At 73.7% G+C, this 17073-nt stretch carries 18 protein-coding genes, 2 pseudogenes and 1 riboswitch; of the genes and pseudogenes, 11 read left to right on the forward strand and 9 right to left on the reverse strand.

The window, feature by feature from the left end:
- From HF519_RS24940 to HF519_RS24965, 6 genes are all read left to right on the forward strand, one after another.
- Window positions 1-844: vWA domain-containing protein (locus HF519_RS24940; RefSeq protein WP_169415438.1), on the forward strand; the 844-nt coding region annotated here is incomplete at its 5' end.
- Window positions 837-1952: an XdhC family protein gene (locus tag HF519_RS24945; RefSeq protein WP_169415439.1), complete on the forward strand. Its 1116-nt coding sequence runs from the start codon at window positions 837-839 to the stop codon at window positions 1950-1952. The genes HF519_RS24940 and HF519_RS24945, both read left to right, overlap by 8 nt.
- A gap of 292 nt (window positions 1953-2244) precedes the next feature.
- Window positions 2245-3495 (forward strand): iron-containing alcohol dehydrogenase, encoded by a 1251-nt coding sequence (locus HF519_RS24950; RefSeq protein ID WP_169415440.1) that lies wholly within the window; start codon window positions 2245-2247, stop codon window positions 3493-3495.
- A 37-nt stretch (window positions 3496-3532) separates the two neighbouring features.
- Window positions 3533-5032 (forward strand): MadS family sensor histidine kinase, encoded by a 1500-nt coding sequence (locus tag HF519_RS24955; protein ID WP_312860333.1) that lies wholly within the window; start codon window positions 3533-3535, stop codon window positions 5030-5032.
- Window positions 5029-5715 (forward strand): MadR family response regulator transcription factor, encoded by a 687-nt coding sequence (locus HF519_RS24960; protein ID WP_169415441.1) that lies wholly within the window; start codon window positions 5029-5031, stop codon window positions 5713-5715. The genes HF519_RS24955 and HF519_RS24960 overlap by 4 nt, the downstream gene beginning before the upstream one ends.
- Before the next feature lie 80 nt (window positions 5716-5795).
- Window positions 5796-6428, forward strand: a complete 633-nt coding sequence (locus HF519_RS24965) for a hypothetical protein (RefSeq protein WP_169415442.1) — start codon at window positions 5796-5798, stop codon at window positions 6426-6428.
- On the opposite strand, the gene HF519_RS24970 is transcribed toward HF519_RS24965, so the two are convergent.
- Window positions 6418-7290 carry a Gmad2 immunoglobulin-like domain-containing protein gene (locus tag HF519_RS24970; protein WP_169415443.1) on the reverse strand — a complete coding sequence of 291 codons (873 nt, stop codon included), beginning with the start codon at window positions 7288-7290 and terminating at the stop codon, window positions 6418-6420. The genes HF519_RS24965 and HF519_RS24970 overlap by 11 nt on opposite strands.
- 137 nt (window positions 7291-7427) lie before the next feature.
- On the opposite strand from HF519_RS24970, the gene HF519_RS24975 reads away from it, so the two are divergent.
- The 3 genes from HF519_RS24975 to HF519_RS24985 are packed head-to-tail and all read left to right on the forward strand — an operon-like array spanning window position 7428 to window position 9391.
- Complete coding sequence (locus HF519_RS24975) at window positions 7428-8243, forward strand: ion transporter (protein ID WP_169415444.1); 816 nt, start codon at window positions 7428-7430, stop codon at window positions 8241-8243.
- A 22-nt stretch (window positions 8244-8265) separates the two neighbouring features.
- Window positions 8266-8826, forward strand: a complete 561-nt coding sequence (locus HF519_RS24980) for a gamma carbonic anhydrase family protein (RefSeq protein ID WP_169415445.1) — start codon at window positions 8266-8268, stop codon at window positions 8824-8826.
- 52 nt (window positions 8827-8878) lie between these two features.
- Window positions 8879-9391, forward strand: a complete 513-nt coding sequence (locus HF519_RS24985) for a MarR family winged helix-turn-helix transcriptional regulator (RefSeq protein WP_169415446.1) — start codon at window positions 8879-8881, stop codon at window positions 9389-9391.
- Window positions 9392-9518: 127 nt separating this feature from the next.
- On the opposite strand, the gene HF519_RS24990 is transcribed toward HF519_RS24985, so the two are convergent.
- The 3 genes from HF519_RS24990 to thiO form a co-directional block, all read right to left on the reverse strand.
- Entirely contained in the window at window positions 9519-10292 is a 774-nt protein-coding gene (locus tag HF519_RS24990; protein ID WP_169415447.1) for a thiazole synthase, read from the reverse strand.
- 2 nt (window positions 10293-10294) lie between these two features.
- Complete coding sequence (gene thiS / locus HF519_RS24995) at window positions 10295-10495, reverse strand: sulfur carrier protein ThiS (protein ID WP_169415448.1); 201 nt, start codon at window positions 10493-10495, stop codon at window positions 10295-10297.
- 3 nt (window positions 10496-10498) lie between these two features.
- Entirely contained in the window at window positions 10499-11674 is a 1176-nt protein-coding gene (thiO, locus tag HF519_RS25000; RefSeq protein WP_169415449.1) for a glycine oxidase ThiO, read from the reverse strand.
- Window positions 11668-11778, reverse strand: a riboswitch (TPP riboswitch). (Overlaps the previous gene by 7 nt.)
- A 47-nt stretch (window positions 11779-11825) precedes the next feature.
- On the opposite strand from thiO, the gene thiE reads away from it, so the two are divergent.
- Window positions 11826-12494: a thiamine phosphate synthase gene (gene thiE, locus HF519_RS25005; protein ID WP_169415450.1), complete on the forward strand. Its 669-nt coding sequence runs from the start codon at window positions 11826-11828 to the stop codon at window positions 12492-12494.
- Between the two features lie 21 nt (window positions 12495-12515).
- On the opposite strand, the gene HF519_RS25010 is transcribed toward thiE, so the two are convergent.
- Together HF519_RS25010 and HF519_RS25015 are read right to left on the reverse strand one after the other, a co-directional pair.
- Window positions 12516-13208 carry a hypothetical protein gene (locus HF519_RS25010; protein WP_169415451.1) on the reverse strand — a complete coding sequence of 231 codons (693 nt, stop codon included), beginning with the start codon at window positions 13206-13208 and terminating at the stop codon, window positions 12516-12518.
- Between the two features lie 454 nt (window positions 13209-13662).
- Window positions 13663-14379 carry a DUF3159 domain-containing protein gene (locus tag HF519_RS25015; protein ID WP_312860334.1) on the reverse strand — a complete coding sequence of 239 codons (717 nt, stop codon included), beginning with the start codon at window positions 14377-14379 and terminating at the stop codon, window positions 13663-13665.
- Window positions 14380-14509: 130 nt separating this feature from the next.
- On the opposite strand from HF519_RS25015, the gene HF519_RS25020 reads away from it, so the two are divergent.
- Window positions 14510-15301 carry an SGNH/GDSL hydrolase family protein gene (locus tag HF519_RS25020; RefSeq protein WP_169415452.1) on the forward strand — a complete coding sequence of 264 codons (792 nt, stop codon included), beginning with the start codon at window positions 14510-14512 and terminating at the stop codon, window positions 15299-15301.
- A 68-nt stretch (window positions 15302-15369) separates the two neighbouring features.
- Here HF519_RS25020 and thpD read toward each other — a convergent pair whose 3' ends face one another.
- From thpD to HF519_RS25035, 3 genes and pseudogenes are all read right to left on the reverse strand, one after another.
- Window positions 15370-16284, reverse strand: a complete 915-nt coding sequence (gene thpD / locus HF519_RS25025; protein ID WP_169415453.1) for an ectoine hydroxylase — start codon at window positions 16282-16284, stop codon at window positions 15370-15372.
- An 83-nt stretch (window positions 16285-16367) separates the two neighbouring features.
- A pseudogene (locus HF519_RS25030) lies at window positions 16368-16757 on the reverse strand (ectoine synthase); the annotation flags it as partial.
- 4 nt (window positions 16758-16761) lie between these two features.
- Window positions 16762-17073 (reverse strand): annotated as a pseudogene (locus HF519_RS25035) (diaminobutyrate--2-oxoglutarate transaminase); the annotation flags it as partial.

Raw genomic sequence — 17073 nt, forward strand, 5'->3', positions numbered from 1 at the left:
CCCGAAGCTCGCCTCCCTCACCCCGTCGGCGCCCCAGTCCGGCGGGGACGACGACGAGCAGGGCCTGGAGATCAAGGCCGCGGCGAGCGGGACCGAGGTGTTGCGGCACCACGACCTCGCCGAGCTCACCCCGGTCGAGCGCGAGCACCTGCGCCGGCTGTTCGCGCTGCTGCGGCCCGAGCCACCGACACGGTCGTCGCGGCGCCGCCGGGCCTCCCGCCACGGCGAGCCCGACCCCGGGCGGACCTTGCGTGCGGCCCTGCGCAACGAGGGTGAGCTGCGCGAACTGCGCCGCCGGGACCGCTCGCGGCGGCCCCGCAAGGTGGTGCTGCTCGTCGACGTGTCGGGCTCGATGGAGCCCTACGCCGACTCGCTGCTGCGCTTCGCCCACGTCGTGGTCCGCCGCTCGCCGGCGTCGGTGGAGGCGTTCACGCTGGGCACCCGGCTCACCCGGGTCACCCGGGAGCTGCGCATGCGCGACGCCGAGCACGCGCTCTCCGCGGCGAGCAACGCGATCCCCGACTGGTCGGGCGGGACCCGGCTGGGTGAGGTGCTGCGCGCGTTCATCGACCGCTGGGGTCAGCGCGGGGCAGCCCGCCGCGCCGTCGTCGTGGTCTTCTCCGACGGCTGGGAGCGCGGCGAGCCGGATCTGCTGGCCGGCCAGATGGAAAGGCTCCGCCGGCTCGCCCACCGCGTGGTCTGGGTGAACCCGCACGCGGGCAAGGACGGCTATGCACCCGTGCAGGGTGGAATAGTCGCCGCGTTGCCGTACTTGGACGATCTGTTGGCCGGGCACAGTCTGGACACGCTGGAGAAACTGCTCAAGGTGGTGCGGGATGCGTGACGTGATGGACCAGCTCGAGGGCTGGTGGAAGAACGGCGAGCCGGCGGCGCTGGCCACGGTGGTCGGCACGTTCCGTTCGGCGCCACGGCAGCCGGGGGCCTCGATGCTCGTCGGGCCGGGTGGCGAGGCCGTCGGCAGCGTCTCCGGCGGGTGCGTCGAGGGCGCGGTCTACGAACTCGGCGAGGGGGTCCTGAAGGACGGCCGGCCGGTGCTGCAGCGCTACGGCGTCTCCGACGACGACGCGTTCGCGGTCGGCCTGACCTGTGGCGGCATCCTCGACATCTTCGTGGAGAAGGTCTCCCCCGAGACCTTCACCCAGCTCGGCCAGGTCGCGGAGGCGGTGCGGTCGGAGTCCCCGGTCGCGGTCGCGACCATCGTGGCGGGTCCGGAGGAACGGCTCGGCAAGCGGCTCATCGTGTGGCCCGATCGGATCGACGGCAGCTCCGGCTCGTCCCGGCTCGACGACGCGATCCACGATGACGCCCGCGGCCTGCTCGACGTCGGCCGGAACGCGATGCTCCACTACGGCGTCGACGGCCAGCGCCGCGGCGAGGGCCTCGACGTGTTCGTGGAGTCCTTCGCCCCGCCGCCCCGCATGATCGTCTTCGGGGCGATCGACTTCGCTGCCGCGGTGGCCAAGATGGGCACCTTCCTCGGCTACCGGGTCACGGTCTGCGACGCCCGCCCGGTGTTCGCGACGGCCAGCCGGTTCCCCGGCGCGAACGAGGTCGTCGTGGAGTGGCCGCACCGCTACCTCAAGGCCGAGGCCGAGGCCGGCCGGATCGACAAGCGCACGGTGATCTGCGTGCTCACCCACGACCCGAAGTTCGACGTCCCGGTGCTCGAGGTCGCGCTGCGGCTGCCCGAGGTGGCCTACATCGGCGCGATGGGCTCGCGGCGCACCCACGACGACAGGCTCGCCCGGCTGGTCGAGGCCGGCCTGACCGAGGAGGAGCTGTCCCGGATGTCGAGTCCGATCGGTCTGGACCTCGGCGCCCGGACCCCCGAGGAGACCGCGGTGTCCATCGCCGCGGAGATGATCGCCCAGCACTGGGGCGGCAGCGGGGCGCACCTGGCCAGCCGTGAAGGGCCGATCCACAGCCATTGAGCGGTCCGAGGACGCCACCTACCCGGACGGGCAGGTGGCGTCCTCACCTCCGGGGCGGTCCCGTTCCGGTGACCCGGGCTCGGCGTGCCGGGCGCCCCGCGAAGGGATCTGCGACGTCCCGCTCCGCGTTCGGCCGGACGCAGGTGCGACACCCCCGACCGGAGGTCCGTCCGGTCCCACCGAGCGGTCCCCGAGAGGCGCGCGGCACACGTCCGCTCTTGTAGCCTGGTCAGCGCGGATCGCGCACCCGCGCGAGCGGACGGCGTCGGATGGTCTGCAACTGGAGGGCAACGTGGTCCTCGTCAACGAGGCTCGACGGGCCGGCGAGACGGTCCTTCTGGAGCACCGGCGGGTGGGCGGGCCGCTTCCCGAACCGGCCTCCGGCGTGCCGCACCCGCGGCTGTCCAAGTTCCACGCGCCGGAGATCGTCTTCGGTCCGAACTCGCTGCCGGAGGCGGCGCACGCGGCGGCCCGGCTGGGCGCCCGCCGTCCGTTCGTGGTGACCGATCCGGGACTCGCCGAGGCGGGCTGGCCCACCGAGCTGCTCGCCCAGCTCCGGCTGGCCGGACTGGCGCCGCAGCTGTGGCTCGACGTCACGCCCAACCCCAAGGACCACGAGATCGAGGACGGCTACCAGCGTTACGTCGCGGCCAACTGCGACGTGGTGCTCGGCATCGGTGGCGGTTCGGTGATCGACGCGGCCAAGGGTGTCGCGCTGCTGGCCGCGAACGGGGGCCGCATCCTCGACTACGAGGGCATCGACAAGATCGCGAACCCGATCCCGCCGATGATCATGATGCCGTCGACGTCCGGCACCGGCGCGGACGTCTCCCAGTTCTGCATCGTCACCGACACCGAGCGCAACACGAAGATCACGATCATGGGCCGGGCGCTGGTCCCGGACGTCTCGGTGATCGATCCGCGGCTGCTGGTCACGATGCCGGAGTGGCTCAACGCCGCGACCGGGCTGGACGCGCTGACCCACGGCATCGAGGCCTTCGTCTCGCTGGCGCACGGCCCGCTCACCGACCACCACGCGCTGCAGGCCGTCTCGATGGTCAACGCCAACCTCGCACGGACCATGCACCGGCCCGACGACGGTGCCGCCCGCTCGGCGATGGCACAGGCCGCGCTGGAGGCCGGGCTCGCCTTCACCAACGCGATCCTCGGCGCCACCCACGCGATGAGCCACCAGGTCGGCGGCATGCTGGACCTGCCGCACGGGGTGATCAACGGCGTGCTGCTGCCGCACGTGATCCGCTTCAACGGCGCCGCCACGCCGGAGCGGTTCGTGCCGATCGCGCAGGCGATGGGTCTGCCCGTCACGGGTGCCCCGCCCGAGGAGGCGGTCGAGATGGTGGCCGAGGCGATCCGCGCGCTGGGCGACGAGGTGGGCGTGCCCAAGGGGTTGAGCGCCCTCGGCGTCACAGCCGAGGACATCCCGCGGCTGAGCCAGCTCACCCTCGGCGACGCCTGCCTGACCACGAACCCGCGTCCGGCGTCGGCGGACGAGGTCGCCGACCTGTTCCGGGCGGCCCTGTGAGCGCTGCCGTCGTGCGACCCACTCCGACCGGCGTCCGGTGACCACCGCGCCCTGGCCTCCCCGGAGAGGCGGCCAGCGTGCCGCCGGGCACCGCGCCGCCTCGATGGCGCACGGTCCCGACCTCGACGCGCTGACCGGGCTGCGCTCGGGCAAACCGTCCTACTACCCCGAGTACCGGGTCTCCGCCGAGCGGTTGCGCCGGGTCATCCTCGCCCTCGACCGGATCTCCGCAGCGCTCGTGCGCACCATGGAGGGGTCCGAGGCGCTGGTACGGGCGGTGGTCGAGGCCGCGGCCGACCACCTGTCCGCCGACTGGGTCGTGTTCGCGCTGCTGGACGGCGCGCTCCCGGACTCCCGGCCGCGCCATCTCGTCCTCGGCCCGGACGGCGTCGAGTGGCCGAGCCTGGACCACGTGCCCGGCGCCGTGCGCCACCACGTCCGGCAGATCTGCGCCGGCCGGGCCGTGGAGGACGGGCCCGACCACGACCCCGAGACGACCCGGCGGCACCGGCACATCCCGATCCGCCTCGACGGCCGCACGGTCGGCGGGTTCGTCGCCTGGACCCCGCCGGACCGCGAGATCGACGAGACCGACAACTCGGTGCTGCGCATCCTCGCCGGGCAGACCGCCGCGGCGCTGCAGAACTGCGCGCTGCTGGACCACTCGGAGCGGCTCTACGCGCGTACCGCCCGGCAGGCCGACGACCTGAAGCAGCGCAACGCCGAGCTGGAGCGCACCCAGCAGGAGCTCGGCGCGGCCCGCCAGCGCGAGGTGCTCGACGTCGAGCGGCACCGGATCGCACGCGAGCTGCACGACAGCGTCACCCAGTACGCGCTGTCGGCGGGCATGCACATCGAGCTGTGCCGCTCCGAGATCGACGATCCACGGCTGCGCGCCCAGCTCGACACCGCCAAGGACCTGACCCGCAGGGCCGTCGAGCAGCTCCGGTCGGCGATCTACGCGCTCAACGACGACGGGTGTGCCGACAAGGACCTGCCCGCGATGCTGCGGCGCCTGTCCACCGTGCACATGCCCGACGAGCTGCGCGTCGAGGTGCGGATCGGGGGCAAGCCGGTCGCGCTGCCGGCCGAGACCGAGCAGTCGCTGTTCCGGATCGCGGGCGAGGCACTGTTCAACACAGCGGTGCACGCCGAGGCCGGACGTGCGGTGGTCCGTCTGGCCTACCGCTGCGATCAGGTCCGGCTGACGATCTCCGACGACGGTCGTGGCAGCCCCGAGGAGGTACGCCGCAGCCTGCGGGCCGCCGGCCTCGCCGGTCCGTCCGGGGAGCACCGGGGGCTGCTCAACATGCAGGCCCGGGCGCGCGAGATGGGCGGGTCGCTGACCTTCCGCCGGGCCCGGCTGGGTGGCCTGCAGGTGCAGGTCGAGATCCCGGTGCCCGGCTGCGACCGCGCACCCGAGGCCGGTCGGCCAGGCCGTGGCGGTTCCACCGGGGCCGGCGCGACCGGCGGCCCCGGCAGCACCGAGGCCCGGCCGCAGGACCGGGCAGAGAGCACCGAGGGGACGAGGCGATGAGCAGCGCACGGAGCCCGATCTCCGTCGCGACCGGGCGCACCCGGCCGATGCCGGTACGGATCGTCCTGGTCGACGATCATTCGATCATGCGCCAGGGCCTGCGCGCCGTGCTGGAACGCGAGGACGACCTGCGGGTGGTCGGCGAGGCGGGAACGCCCTCCGACGCGATCGCCGCCGTCGCGGCCTCGCGGCCGCACGTCGTGCTGCTCGATCTCAAGCTCACCGCCGGCCCGCAGACCGACGGGCTGGACGTCTGCCGCCGGCTGTGCGCGGCGCACCCCGGGCTCGGGGTCCTCGTGCTCACCACGTTCGCCGAGGACCGGCTCGTCGTGGAGTCGGTGCAGGCCGGGGCGCGCGGTTACGTGGTCAAGGACGTGGACACCACCGAGTTGGTGCGCGCGATCCGGGCGGTGTCGCGCGGGGAGAGCGCGTTCGACGCGCGCAGCGCCTCGGCGATGGTGCGCTCGCTGTCGGGCGGGGTGCCCGAACGCGAGCGGCTCACCGAGCGCGAGCTGGACGTGCTGCGGCTGCTGGCCCGGGGCCTGTCGAACCGGGCGATCGGCGCGGAGCTGTTCATCTCCGAGACCACGGTGAAGTTCCACGTCGGCAACCTGATGCGCAAGCTGATGGTGTCGCGCCGCGCCGAGGCCGTGTACGCGGCCACCAAGCTCGGGTTGCTGTAGCGCCGCCCGGCCGCGGTGGCCCGGTGGCGCGGGTGGGGTGGCCGGGCGATCGCCCCCCGGCGGCCCTACCGTGGGGCCGCATGCGGTTCTACGCGGAGCGCCCCGCGCGGGCCGCCCGGCAGCTGTTGGCCGACGTCGTCGCGATCGGCTGGTTCGTGCTGTGGGTGGTGCTCGGGGTCGCCGCCCACGACCTCGTGATCGGGCTGGGGGCCCCCGCCCGCACCCTCGCCGATGCGGGCGAGGAGATCCACGGCGCGTTCGACGGCGCGGCGCGGACCGTGGCCGGCATCCCGCTCGTCGGTGACGACGTCTCCCGCGCCCTCGGTGCCGCGTCCGCGGCCGGCGAGGCCCTGGCCCGGTCGGGCCACCAACAGGTCGAGAGCGTCACCGCCCTCGCGACCGGGGCCGGGGTCCTCGTCGTGCTGCTCGGGGCGCTACCGGTGCTGCTGATCTGGCTGCCGATGCGGCTGCGCTACGCCCGCACGGCCGGCTCGGCGGTCGCCGCCCGCGAGACGGGTACGGACCTGCTCGCGCTGCGCGCGCTGGCCCGGCACCCGACCGACCGGCTGCTCGCCGTCGCGCCCGACCCGGTCGAGGCGTGGCGCCGCGACGACCGGGAGGTGGTGCACCGGCTCGCCATGCTGGAGCTGGCGACGCTGGGGCTGCGGCCACCGCGCTCCCACCCGGACGCGGCGGGCCGCCTCAACGGGTGACCGTGACCTGCTTGGTGTCCGAGAGCGGCGGCCGGCCCTCCCCGCCCGACGGATCGTCCTCGGTCACCCGGATCTCGTACTCCCCCGGCTCGAGCGCGACGGTGAACCGGAACGGGCTGAACCGCTGGCCCTCCTGCGACGTGGCGAACCCCGACCGGACCACCACCCCGTCACGACGCACCTCCCACGGAACCGTCGCCTCGAAGACGGCGGCCTCCCCGGTCACCGTGACCTCCGGCCCGGCCGTCGCGCCGTGGGCCGGGGAGTCGATCTGCACCGGAGAGCGCACGGCGTACTGGTCCGCCCGGGCGACGGGATCGGCGAGTGCGACATGCCCCCAGAGCTCCGCGACCGGCTCCCCGCCGACGAGCACACGCACCGGGTCGGTGGCCTGCAGCGCCGCCTGCACGGTGAAGACCAACTGCTGCACGGTGAGCTCGGCCAGCTCGGCGCCGACCTGGGCCGGGCCGGCCGCCTCGGCCGACAGGTCCACGGTGATGACGCCGTCGGCGCGGGTGACCGGGGACAGCAGCCGGGTGCCCGCGGGCCACTGCGAGCGGTAGTCGGGGTCGGCCGCGGGCGTCGCGAGCATCTGCCGCACCGCGTCGCTGCCGGGGTCGCCGGTCGGCACCGAGCGGAACTCACGGAACAGCCGGAAGCCGGCGGCGGTGTCGCCGACGTAGTAGATCGCCAGCGCCCGCGACGCGGCGGGGTCGGCGCTCGCCCCGGCCGCCGGCGGTCCGGAGCCGGCCGGGATGGACCGGTCCGCTGCGCCGCCGTCGCCGGCGCACCCGGCCAGCGCTGCCCCGAGCAGCAGTGCACATCCCGTCCGCAGGGCCCTCGCCCACCCGATGATCCGCACCGTCGGTCCCCCTGCCCTCCTGCACCGTGGATCCGGCCAGACTGACCGATCCCCGTGCGCGGGCCGGGGCGGCGCGCCGGACCGGGGCCCGAGATACCGCCACCGGGTGGTGTGAAGCCGACAGTAGTCTCGTCGCGGTGATCAAGAGGACCCGTCGGACAGCGCTGCGGATCGTCGATCACCCGGCGTTCCAGCCCGCGGTGATCACCGTGATCGTGATCAACGCGATCACCCTCGGCCTGGAGACCTCCCCGGCCGTGACCGGGGTGATCGGCGGGCTGCTGCAGGCCGTCGACCAGCTGGCACTGATCCTCTTCGTCGTCGACATCGGGCTGCGGCTGGTCGCGCACGGCCGTCGGTACTGGCGCGACCCGTGGAACGTGTTCGACTTCGCCATCGTGGCGATCGCGCTGCTGCCGACGTCCGGCCCGTTCGCCGTGCTGCGCGCGCTGCGGATCCTCCGGGTGCTGCGGCTGGTCTCGATCGTGCCGAGCATGCGCCGGGTCATCGACGGTCTGCTGCGGGCGGTGCCCGGCATGACGTCCATCGCGGCCCTGCTCGCGCTGATCCTCTACGTCGCCGGCGTGATGGGCACAAAGCTGTTCGGCGCCGCGTCACCGGAGAACTTCGGCGACCTCGGCACGACGCTGTTCACCCTGTTCCAGACGATGACCGGTGAAGGCTGGCCGGACATCGCCCGGGAGCTGATGGACACGATGCCGCTGTCCTGGATCTTCTTCGTGATCTACATCCTGATCTCGTCGTTCATGGTGCTGAACCTGTTCATCGCCGTGGTCGTCAACGCGATGGAGCAGGAGGTGCTCGCGGAGGTGCGCGCCGAGGAGGCCGAGCACGCCGCCGAGGAGCAGGTCGCGAACCGGGAGATCCTGGCCGAGATCCGCGAGCTGCGCGCGGAGCTCGCCGCCCTGCGCGCCGAACGCGCCGCGTCCTAGCCCGGATGGCAGGCTCCCCGGCATGCCGCTGTTCTCCCTCGACGGTGTCGCCCCGACCGTGCATCCGGACGCCTGGATCGCTCCCACCGCCACCCTCGTCGGCGATGTGCGGGTCGAGGCGGAGGCCTCGATCTGGTACAACGCCGTGCTGCGCGCCGACTTCGGACCGATCATCGTGCGGGCCGGCGCCAACGTGCAGGACGGATCGGTGCTGCACGGCGGCACCGACCCGATCACCGAGGTGGGGCCGGGCGCGACGATCGGGCACCTGTGCGTCGTGCACGGCTGCGTGATCGGCGCGGAGACCGTCGTCGGCAACGGGGCGACGATCCAGGACGGCGCCCTGATCGGCGCCCGCTGCCTGATCGGGGCGGGGGCCACCGTTCCCCCGAAGCGCGTCGTGCCCGACGAGCAGCTCGTACTCGGTGCCGTCGCCGCGGTGAAGGGGCCGCTGAGCGAGTCGGCGAGCTGGTGGGTGCGCAACAACCCGCAGACCTATCGGGAGCTGGCCCGGCGGCACCGGGCCGGGGTCGTCCCCGTCGCCGAGCCGGACGTGCAGGCCGAACCCGCGGCCGGGGACTGATCCACTCCCCACGGTCCGCAGACCCGGGCGGGATCTCGATAGGGTCTCGGTCATGGACCCGGCCCGGCCGATCGAGGGGCCGACCGACGCCCAGCGCGACCACGATGCGCAGGTCGACCGGCTCGCGCAGCAGATGAGCCTGCTGCTGCGCCGGTCGCGGAGTTTCGCGCGCACGGTCGCGGGTCAGGTCCATCCCGACGTCGATGCGGGTGCCTACGCGATCCTGCTGGTGATCGCGCAGGCCGGACCGCTGCGCCTGGTGGATCTGGCCGACGAGTTCGGCCTGGACAAGTCGACGATGAGCCGCCAGGTCTCCGCCCTGCTGCGGCTCGGCCTGCTGGTCCGCCGGCCCGACCCGGCCGACGGGCGGGCGTTCCTGCTGGAGCTGAGTCCGCACGGCGCGCGCCGGCTCGACGAGGTGACCGACTCCCGGCGCCAGGCCTGGCGCGGGCGGCTGGCCCACTGGTCCACGGCGGAGATCGCGGGACTGGCCGACGGCCTGGCCCGGCTCGGCGCCGAACTCCCGCCCTCCGCGGCGGAGCGGCCGGACCCCCGCCGCTGCTGACCTCGGCCCGCCGGCACGAGGCCCGCGCCGCGGCGGGCGGCACCCGAGGACGGCACGGCGGAACCGGCCACCGGCGCCCCGGACCTCCTGCGCCCGCAACCGCCGCGGCCGTTGCGGGCGAGAGGCGTCAGGCGTCGGGGTCCGGGGAGGAGGCCTGCGCCCAGTAACGGCGGGGGATGCGGCCCGCACCGTGGGCCGCACGACCGGCCTCCACCGCGAGCCGCATCGCGTGCGCCATCCGCTCCGGGTCCCCGGCCCGGGTGACCGCGGTGGCGAGCAGCACGGCGTCGCAGCCCAGCTCCATCGCCTCCGCCGCCTCCGACGCGGTGCCGATCCCGGCGTCGAGCACGACCGGGACCCCCGACTGCGCGACGATCATCTCGATGTTGTGCGGGTTGCGGATGCCCAGCCCGGTGCCGATCGGGGAGCCCAGCGGCATCACCGCGGCGCACCCGGCCTGCTCCAGCTTGCGGGCCAGCACCGGGTCGTCGTTGGTGTAGGGCAGCACGGTGAACCCGTCGTCCACCAGTTGCTCGGCCGCGTCCAGCAACTCGATCGGGTCGGGCAGCAGGGTGCGCTCGTCGGCGATGACCTCGAGCTTGACCAGGTCGGTCTCCAGCGCCTCGCGCGCGAGCCGCGCGGTCAGCAGGGCCTCCGCCGCGGTCCGGCAGCCGGCCGTGTTCGGCAGCACCTCGATGCCCAGCCTGCGCAGCAGGTCGAGCACCCCGGTGCCGGTGGCGGCGTCGATCCGGCGCATCGCGACGGTCGTGAGCGAGGTCCCGGACGCGACCAGGGCGCGCTCCAGGATCTCCAGGTTCCCCGCCCCGCCGGTCCCCATGATCAAACGAGAGGCGATCTTGCGACCGCCGATCACCAGCGGTTCGTCGTTGTAGCCGGTCATGCTCACCCTCCCTGCACCGCGGTCAGCACCTCGATGCGCGCGCCGTCGGTCAACCGGGTCGACGGCCAGTCGGCCCGGGGAACCACCTCGCCGTCCACCGCGACCGCCACGCCCGTCCGGGGCGCGCCGAGCACGCCGAGCGCGTCGAGCAGCCCCGCCCCCGCGCTCAGCTCACGGCGTTCGCCGTTGATCCACACGTGCACCCGCTATCTCCTCTCCGACGAACCACTTGCGGGTTCGCGCCGGTCGGCCGCCGCGAACCGGGCCGGGTCGGCCGCCCGGGCCGGGTCCGGCACCGGCTCCCCCCGCAGCAGGGCCAGCACGGCGTCGGCCGTGACGGGTGCCAGCAGCATCCCGTTGCGGTGGTGGCCGGTGGCCACCAGCAGGCCCTCCGGCCCGCGGGCTCCGATCAGCGGCAGGTTGTCAAGGCTGCCCGGGCGCAGCCCGGCGGCCGCCTCGAGCAGCGCGTATTCCGCCACCCCGGGCAACACCCGCTCGACGTCGCGCAGCAGATCGCGCACCCCGCCCACGGTGACGTCGGTGTCGAAGCCGGTCTCGGCCTGGGTGGCCCCGACGACGAGCCCGTCGTCGGGGCGCGGCACCGCGTAGACCGGCCGGCCGTCGACCAGGGCACGCACCGTCCGCCGCGGCGCGGGCAGCGCACCCGGCCGCCGGCCCAGCCGCAGGATCTCCCCCTTGACCGGCCGGACCAGGCCGGCGAGCGAGGGGTGCAGCCCGGCCGAGTACGCGCCGGCGCAGACCAGCACCAGGTCCGCGTCGACGTCGGCGCCCTCGGTGCAGTGGACCCCGGTGACCCGGCCATCGTCCTCACGCACCTGCCGGGCCGATCGCGGGTCGAACTCGACACCGGCCTTCTCCGCCGCCGCGCGCAGGGCGGCGAGCAGGGCGCGGTTGTCCACCGCGAGGTCGTCGGGCACCGACAGGCCGCCACGGACGTCGGGACCGATCGCGGGCTCGAGGCGGCGCAGTTCGCGTCCGGAGAGGCGCTCGGTCGGCCGGCCGAGCCGGCCGAGGTGCGCTGCCAGGGCGTCGAGTTCGGCGCGGTCCCCGGAGCCGGTCGCGGCGACCACGGTGCCCTCGGTCCGCAGCCCGGCCGGCCGACCGGCCGACTCGCCGACGTCGGCGGCGAAACCGGGCCAGCGGTGCACCGACTCGACACCGAGCGCGAGCAGGTCCTCCTCCCCGGGCCAGGCCTCGGTGACCGGTGCGAGCATGCCGCCGGCCACCCAGGACGCCCCGGAACCGGGCGCCGGATCCAGCAGGGTGACCATCCGGCCGTCCTGTGCCGCACGCCACGCACAGCTGAGCCCGATCACCCCGCCGCCCAGCACGACGAGTCGTTCGTTCGTTGTGTTCCTCATCACCATCCGCTCCCTGCGCCGGCATGACCCGGATCAGGTTCGACGGTCGGGACCTGTTCCGTCCCCTCTCAGCCCGCTACGACCGGGCTCCCGTGCGTCACCTGCCTGCAACCCTACGCCGCTCCCGAACCGCACCGTAGGGTCTGACGACATGCCCGGACTGGACGGCGACGCCCGGCGCGCGCGACTCGACGACGCGCGCCTGTACCTCTGCACCGACGCCCGGCGGGGCCGCGGCGACCTGGCCGAGTTCCTCGACGCGGCCCTGGCCGGTGGGGTCGACATCGTGCAGCTGCGTGACAAGGGCCCCGACGGCCCGCTGGAGGCGCGCGAGGAGCTCGCCGCGCTGGAGGTGCTGGCGGAGGCCTGCGCGCGGCACGGCGCGCTGCTGGCTGTCAACGACCGGGCCGACGTGGCCCTGGCCTCCGGGGCGGACGTGCTGCACCTGGGCCAGGACGATCTGCCGGTGCCGTGGGCCCGGCGGGTGGTCGGCGACGAGGTCCTGATCGGCCGCTCCGCGCACAGCGCCGGCGAGACCGCGGCGGCCGCCGACGAGCCCGGGGTGGACTACTTCTGCACCGGCCCGTGCTGGCCGACCCCCACCAAACCCGGCCGCCCCGCCCCGGGGCTCGACCTGGTGCGGACGGTTGCGGACCGCAAGCCCGACCGGCCCTGGTTCGCGATCGGCGGCATCGACCACGACCGGCTCGACGAGGTGCTGGCCGCGGGCGCGGAGCGGATCGTGGTGGTCCGCGCCATCACCGAGGCCGAGGATCCGCAGGCCGCCGCCCGCGTGCTGGCCGATCGGCTGCGCGGCTGAGAGCGCAGCCGATCGGCCCAGTCAGCTGTCGCTACCGACGAGCGGGGCCGGCGCCGGGGTCGCCGGCGCCTGCAGTCCCCCCTGGCCCTCGGTGCCCGGCTCGGCGGAGCTGCCGGAACTGCCGGAGCCGCCGGGCGGGACGAGCTCGGCGGACGGCGCGGGCGTTCCGGTGCTGCGCGCCGGGTTCGGCGAAGTGGACTGCGGGGACCGGGTCGGCGTGGCCTCAGCGCTCGGCTCGGCCGAGCTCGGGGCCTTGGTGGTCTCGGTGCTGCCCGTGGTGCCGGTGTCCTGCTCGGTGTCGCTGCTGGTCGTCGCGGAGCGGTCCAGTACCCGGCTCACCGAGGTCCCGGAGTCACCGCCGGACAGCGGCGAGCCCTTCGCCCACTCGACGCCCGTCACGACCAGCAACCCCAGAACGAAGATCAGCAGGGTGCCGCCGGCCATCAGCAGCAGCCGGCGCGGCCGCCGGTTGTCGGAGGTCTCGAGCGCGGGAGCGACCTGACGCGTCTCGGCGGATTCGACCGGGCGGAGCGGGCCGCCCGACGACGTCCGCTGCAGCGGGATGGTCATCTGCGCGGACGCGTCGAGCCCGGTCCTCGCGTCGCGGGTGACCTCCACGGTCCGCCCGCTGGGCAGCTTGATCCGCTTCTTGACGGTCTCGCGGGTGCGGTCGAGCGAGTGCTGGTACAGCGTGCTGCCGACGGTGGTGATCACGGAGCCGATCGCCGCGCCCGTCACGGTGCCCGCGGCACCGAAGAAGGACCCGAAGACGGCGGTCGTCGCAGCCGCGCCCGCCCCGGCCAGCAGCTTGTTGACCGTGAGGCCCAGTCCCGTGCCCTTCGACCCGGGTTCCGCCGCGGAGCCTTCCGAGGGACCGGTCGAACCACCGGGCGAACCGGACGGAACGCGAAGACCGGACGTGAGGGATGTGCCGGACGGATCGCGAGGGCCGGTGGTGGGACCGGACGGACCGGCGGTACCGGACGGACCGATCGGCCTGGTCGGCGGGGCAGAGGACCGGTGAGGGGGCTGCGAGTAGCGCATGGCTCCTGTTCACGATGCATCGGGGCGGGCACTCACCGGTTATCAACGTGGTCGATCCAGGAAACGCACCAGTCGATCACAGGAAGTGAGCGCCCTCACTCGTTCGTGTCAGAAGCGGACCATGCTAGCGGCCATCGCGTGCTGCTGCAGCGGCCCGGGGGTGGCGCAGCCCTGGGTGGCCCGGGGGCAGCGTCCGGCGCAACACCCGCCAGGAGAGCGCCACACACACCACGATCAGCGGCCAGGTCAGCCCGATCCGGGCGATACCGAGGGCCGCCACCGCGTCGGCGAAGTAGAGCGGCAGGAAGACCGCCACCCGCAGGACGTACTGGCCGACCCAGACCCAGCTCGCGCGCCGGTAGCCGCGGAGCAGGTCCGGGTCGCGTCGCCACCGCACGCCCTGACCCAGCGCGGCGCCGACGACCAGCCCGAGCAACGGCCAGCGGATCACGATCGACACCGTCCAGGCGAGCGCGCTGGCCGCGTTGCTGACGAGCTGGACCAGGAAGAAGTCCACCGCACGGCCCGTGTAGAGCGCGACCAGCGCGGCCACGGCCACTCCGAGCAGGCCGAAGATCACCGCCCGGGGGCGGGTGCCGGTCCCGAGACGGACGGCCGCGACCACGGCCCCGCCCAGCACGGCCACGGCCGCCGCCCATCCCACCGCGGACGGCGCGCGGAGCGCATCGGCGACCAGCCAGGCCACGACGAACACCACAACCGGCACGGACGCGTCCACGGCACCGCCCCGGCCCCCCAGGATCTCCCGCAGCGTCGGCTCGGCTGCCGGGTCGGACGCTCCTCCCGCGGCGGCCTGTGGACGGGGCTCACGCGCGCTCACAGAGGCAAGGGTGCCCTATCACTTCAATCCGATCGCGGCCACTGGCGCAAAACGGCAGCGGTGGGTGATCCTGGAGCGATCATCACCCGGCCGACGGGTGACATGGACGTGAACGAAGGGGGCTGCCGCCGTGCGTGCCTTGACCAGTTACGTCGCCATCGGCGACAGCTTCACCGAGGGCCTCGACGACTGGCGCGCCGACGGGACACCCCGCGGTTGGGCCGATCGGCTGGCCGAGCGACTGGCGATCGGACGCCCCGGCTTCTCCTACGCGAATCTCGCGGTTCGCGGCAAGCTCCTCGATCAGGTCGTCGAGGACCAGATCCCGGTGGCCGAAGCGCTGAAACCGGACCTGATCACGTTCTGCGCCGGCGGCAACGACATCATCCGGTTCCAGTGCGACACCGACGAACTCGTGGCGCGTTTCGACGCCGCACTCGGCCGGCTCGTCGCGACCGGAGCCGAGGTCCTGATCTTCACCGGGTTCGACCTGGGCCGGATGCACCTGCTGCTGCGACGGCTGCGCGGCCGGGTGGCCTGCTTCAACGAGCTCATGCGGGCCAGCGCCGAACGGCACGGCTGCCGCGTCGTGGACCTGTGGGCGATGGACGTACTCGCCGACCCCCGGGCGTGGGGCCGCGACCGGCTGCACCTGACCCCGGACGCGCACGAACGCGTCGCGCTGCGGGTGCTCGAGGTGCTCGGCGAGCCCGTCGCGGAGGACTGGCGGACGCCGTGGCCCGCCGCCGAGCCCGCCCCCTGGCGGCACCGTCAGCAGGAGGACCTGCGCTGGGTGCGCGATTTCGTGATGCCCTACGTCAAGGGGCGACTATCCGGCCGGCGGACCGGCGACGGTTACCTGCCCAAGCGCCCCGAGCTGGCCCCGTTGATCCCCCTGGACGGCTCCCACCCGGTGCGCTGACCCCCGACGAGACGGCGGCCCCGCCCACACCGAGGTGGGGCGGGGCCGCCGGGGCGGGACGGGTCCGGTCAGCTGGAGACCGGGGTGAACTCCCGGGCCGCGATGTACTCCGGCCGCCGCGACGGCGCGTAGTACGGCTCGACGATCTGGTTCTCCACGCTGTTGAACACGATGAAGATGTTCGACCGCGGGTACGGCGTGATGTTGCTGTTGGAGCCGTGCATGCAGTTGGAGTCGAACAGCGTGGCCGAGCCGGCCGGACCGGTCAGCATCGCGATCCCGTGCCGGTTGGCCAGGGCGGTGAGGCTGCCCTGGTCGGGCGTGCCGATCTCCTGCTCCTTCAGCGACTCCCGGTAGTGCTCCGCCGGGGTCTCGCCCACGCACGACACGAACGTCTTGTGCGAGCCCGGCATGATCATCAGGCAGCCGTTGTGCGCGTAGTTCTCGGTCAGCGAGATCGAGATGCTGACCGCGCGCGGGATCGGCATGCCGTCCTCGGCGTGCCAGGTCTCGAAGTCGGAGTGCCAGTAGAAGCCACCACCACCGAAACCGGGCTTGTAGTTGATCCGGCTCTGGTGCACGTAGACCTCGGAACCCAGGATCTGGCGCGCCCGGCCGGCGACGCGCTCATCGGCGACCAGCCTGCCGATCGCCTCGCTGATCCGGTGGACCTCGAAGATCGAACGGACCTCCTGCGAGGTCTTCTCCACGATCGTGCGGTCATCGGCACGGACCGCCGGGTCCGTTGCGAGCCGGTCGAGCTCCGCCGCGTAGCCGGCGACCTCGTCGGGCGTCAGGAGCTGCGGCACGGTCACGAAACCGTCGCGTTCGTGGGCCGCCAGCTCCTGCGCACCGAGCATCCCGGCGCTCGCGTGGTCGCCCCACACCGCCGGTTCCGTCCGCTCGATGAGCGCAGGACGATCGGACACCCGGGTGTAGTAGCGATCGGTCGACTGGAGCTCGCTGCCGATGACGGCAGTCATCACGATGCCTCCTTCTGTGTTTCCGCCTCTCCGGACGTGGTGGCGTCGGACGGCGTGCCGGCGCCGCCCGCGAGCGTCGCGAGCTCGGCTTCGGTGATCAGCGGGTACACGCCGTTCTCGTCGTGCACCTCCCGTCCGGTCACCGGTGGGTTGAAGACGCAGACGGTACGCATCTGCGTGCGCGGCCGCAGCTGGTGGCGCTCGTTGCCGTTGAGCACGTAGATCGAGCCCGGCGCCAGCTGGTAGGTGACGTCGTTGTCCTTGTCGTAGAGCTCGCCCTCACCTTCGGTGATGAAGACGGCCTCGATGTGGTTCGCGTACCAGAAGTCGTTGACCGATCCGGCGTCGAGAACCGTCTCGTGGACGGAGAAGCCGACGCCGTCCCCGGCCAGCACGATGCGCTTGCTGCGCCAGTGCTCGGTCTTGACGTCGCGGTCGGTGTCGGTGATCTCGTCGAGGGTTCTGACGATCATGTGCTCACGCTCCCATCGTGACGCTGCGGACGGCCTCGGTGACGATCGCGAGGCCCTCGTCCAGCTCGTCGTCGGTCACCGTCAACGGCGGCATGATCTTCATGACCTCGCTGCACGGTCCGGAGGTCTCCATCAGCAGGCCCCGCCCGAACGCCGCAGCACAGGCCTTCCCGGCGAGGTCGGCGTCGGCGAACGACAGGCCGCGGGCCAGCCCGCGCCCCTTGGGCGTCAGCTCGACCGTCGAGGTCGACGCGGCGATCCGGCCCAAGGCCTCCTCGACGCGCTCGCCCTTGGCGATCGTCGACTTCTCCAGGGT

The organism is Pseudonocardia bannensis (genome assembly GCF_012911875.1).
Taxonomy (GTDB): Bacteria; Actinomycetota; Actinomycetes; order Mycobacteriales; family Pseudonocardiaceae; genus Pseudonocardia; species Pseudonocardia bannensis.

What these genes read in the sequence shown, in the direction of transcription:
- HF519_RS24945 (WP_169415439.1), top strand. Translation starts at nt 837, where the DNA reads ATGCGTGACGTGATGGACCAGCTCGAGGGCTGGTGGAAGAACGGCGAG.
- HF519_RS24960 (WP_169415441.1), top strand. Translation starts at nt 5,029, where the DNA reads ATGAGCAGCGCACGGAGCCCGATCTCCGTCGCGACCGGGCGCACCCGG.
- HF519_RS24965 (WP_169415442.1), top strand. Translation starts at nt 5,796, where the DNA reads ATGCGGTTCTACGCGGAGCGCCCCGCGCGGGCCGCCCGGCAGCTGTTG.
- HF519_RS24980 (WP_169415445.1), top strand. Translation starts at nt 8,266, where the DNA reads ATGCCGCTGTTCTCCCTCGACGGTGTCGCCCCGACCGTGCATCCGGAC.
- HF519_RS24985 (WP_169415446.1), top strand. Translation starts at nt 8,879, where the DNA reads ATGGACCCGGCCCGGCCGATCGAGGGGCCGACCGACGCCCAGCGCGAC.
- HF519_RS24990 (WP_169415447.1), bottom strand. Translation starts at nt 10,292, where the DNA reads ATGACCGGCTACAACGACGAACCGCTGGTGATCGGCGGTCGCAAGATC.
- thiO (WP_169415449.1), bottom strand. Translation starts at nt 11,674, where the DNA reads ATGAGGAACACAACGAACGAACGACTCGTCGTGCTGGGCGGCGGGGTG.
- thiE (WP_169415450.1), top strand. Translation starts at nt 11,826, where the DNA reads ATGCCCGGACTGGACGGCGACGCCCGGCGCGCGCGACTCGACGACGCG.
- thpD (WP_169415453.1), bottom strand. Translation starts at nt 16,284, where the DNA reads ATGACTGCCGTCATCGGCAGCGAGCTCCAGTCGACCGATCGCTACTAC.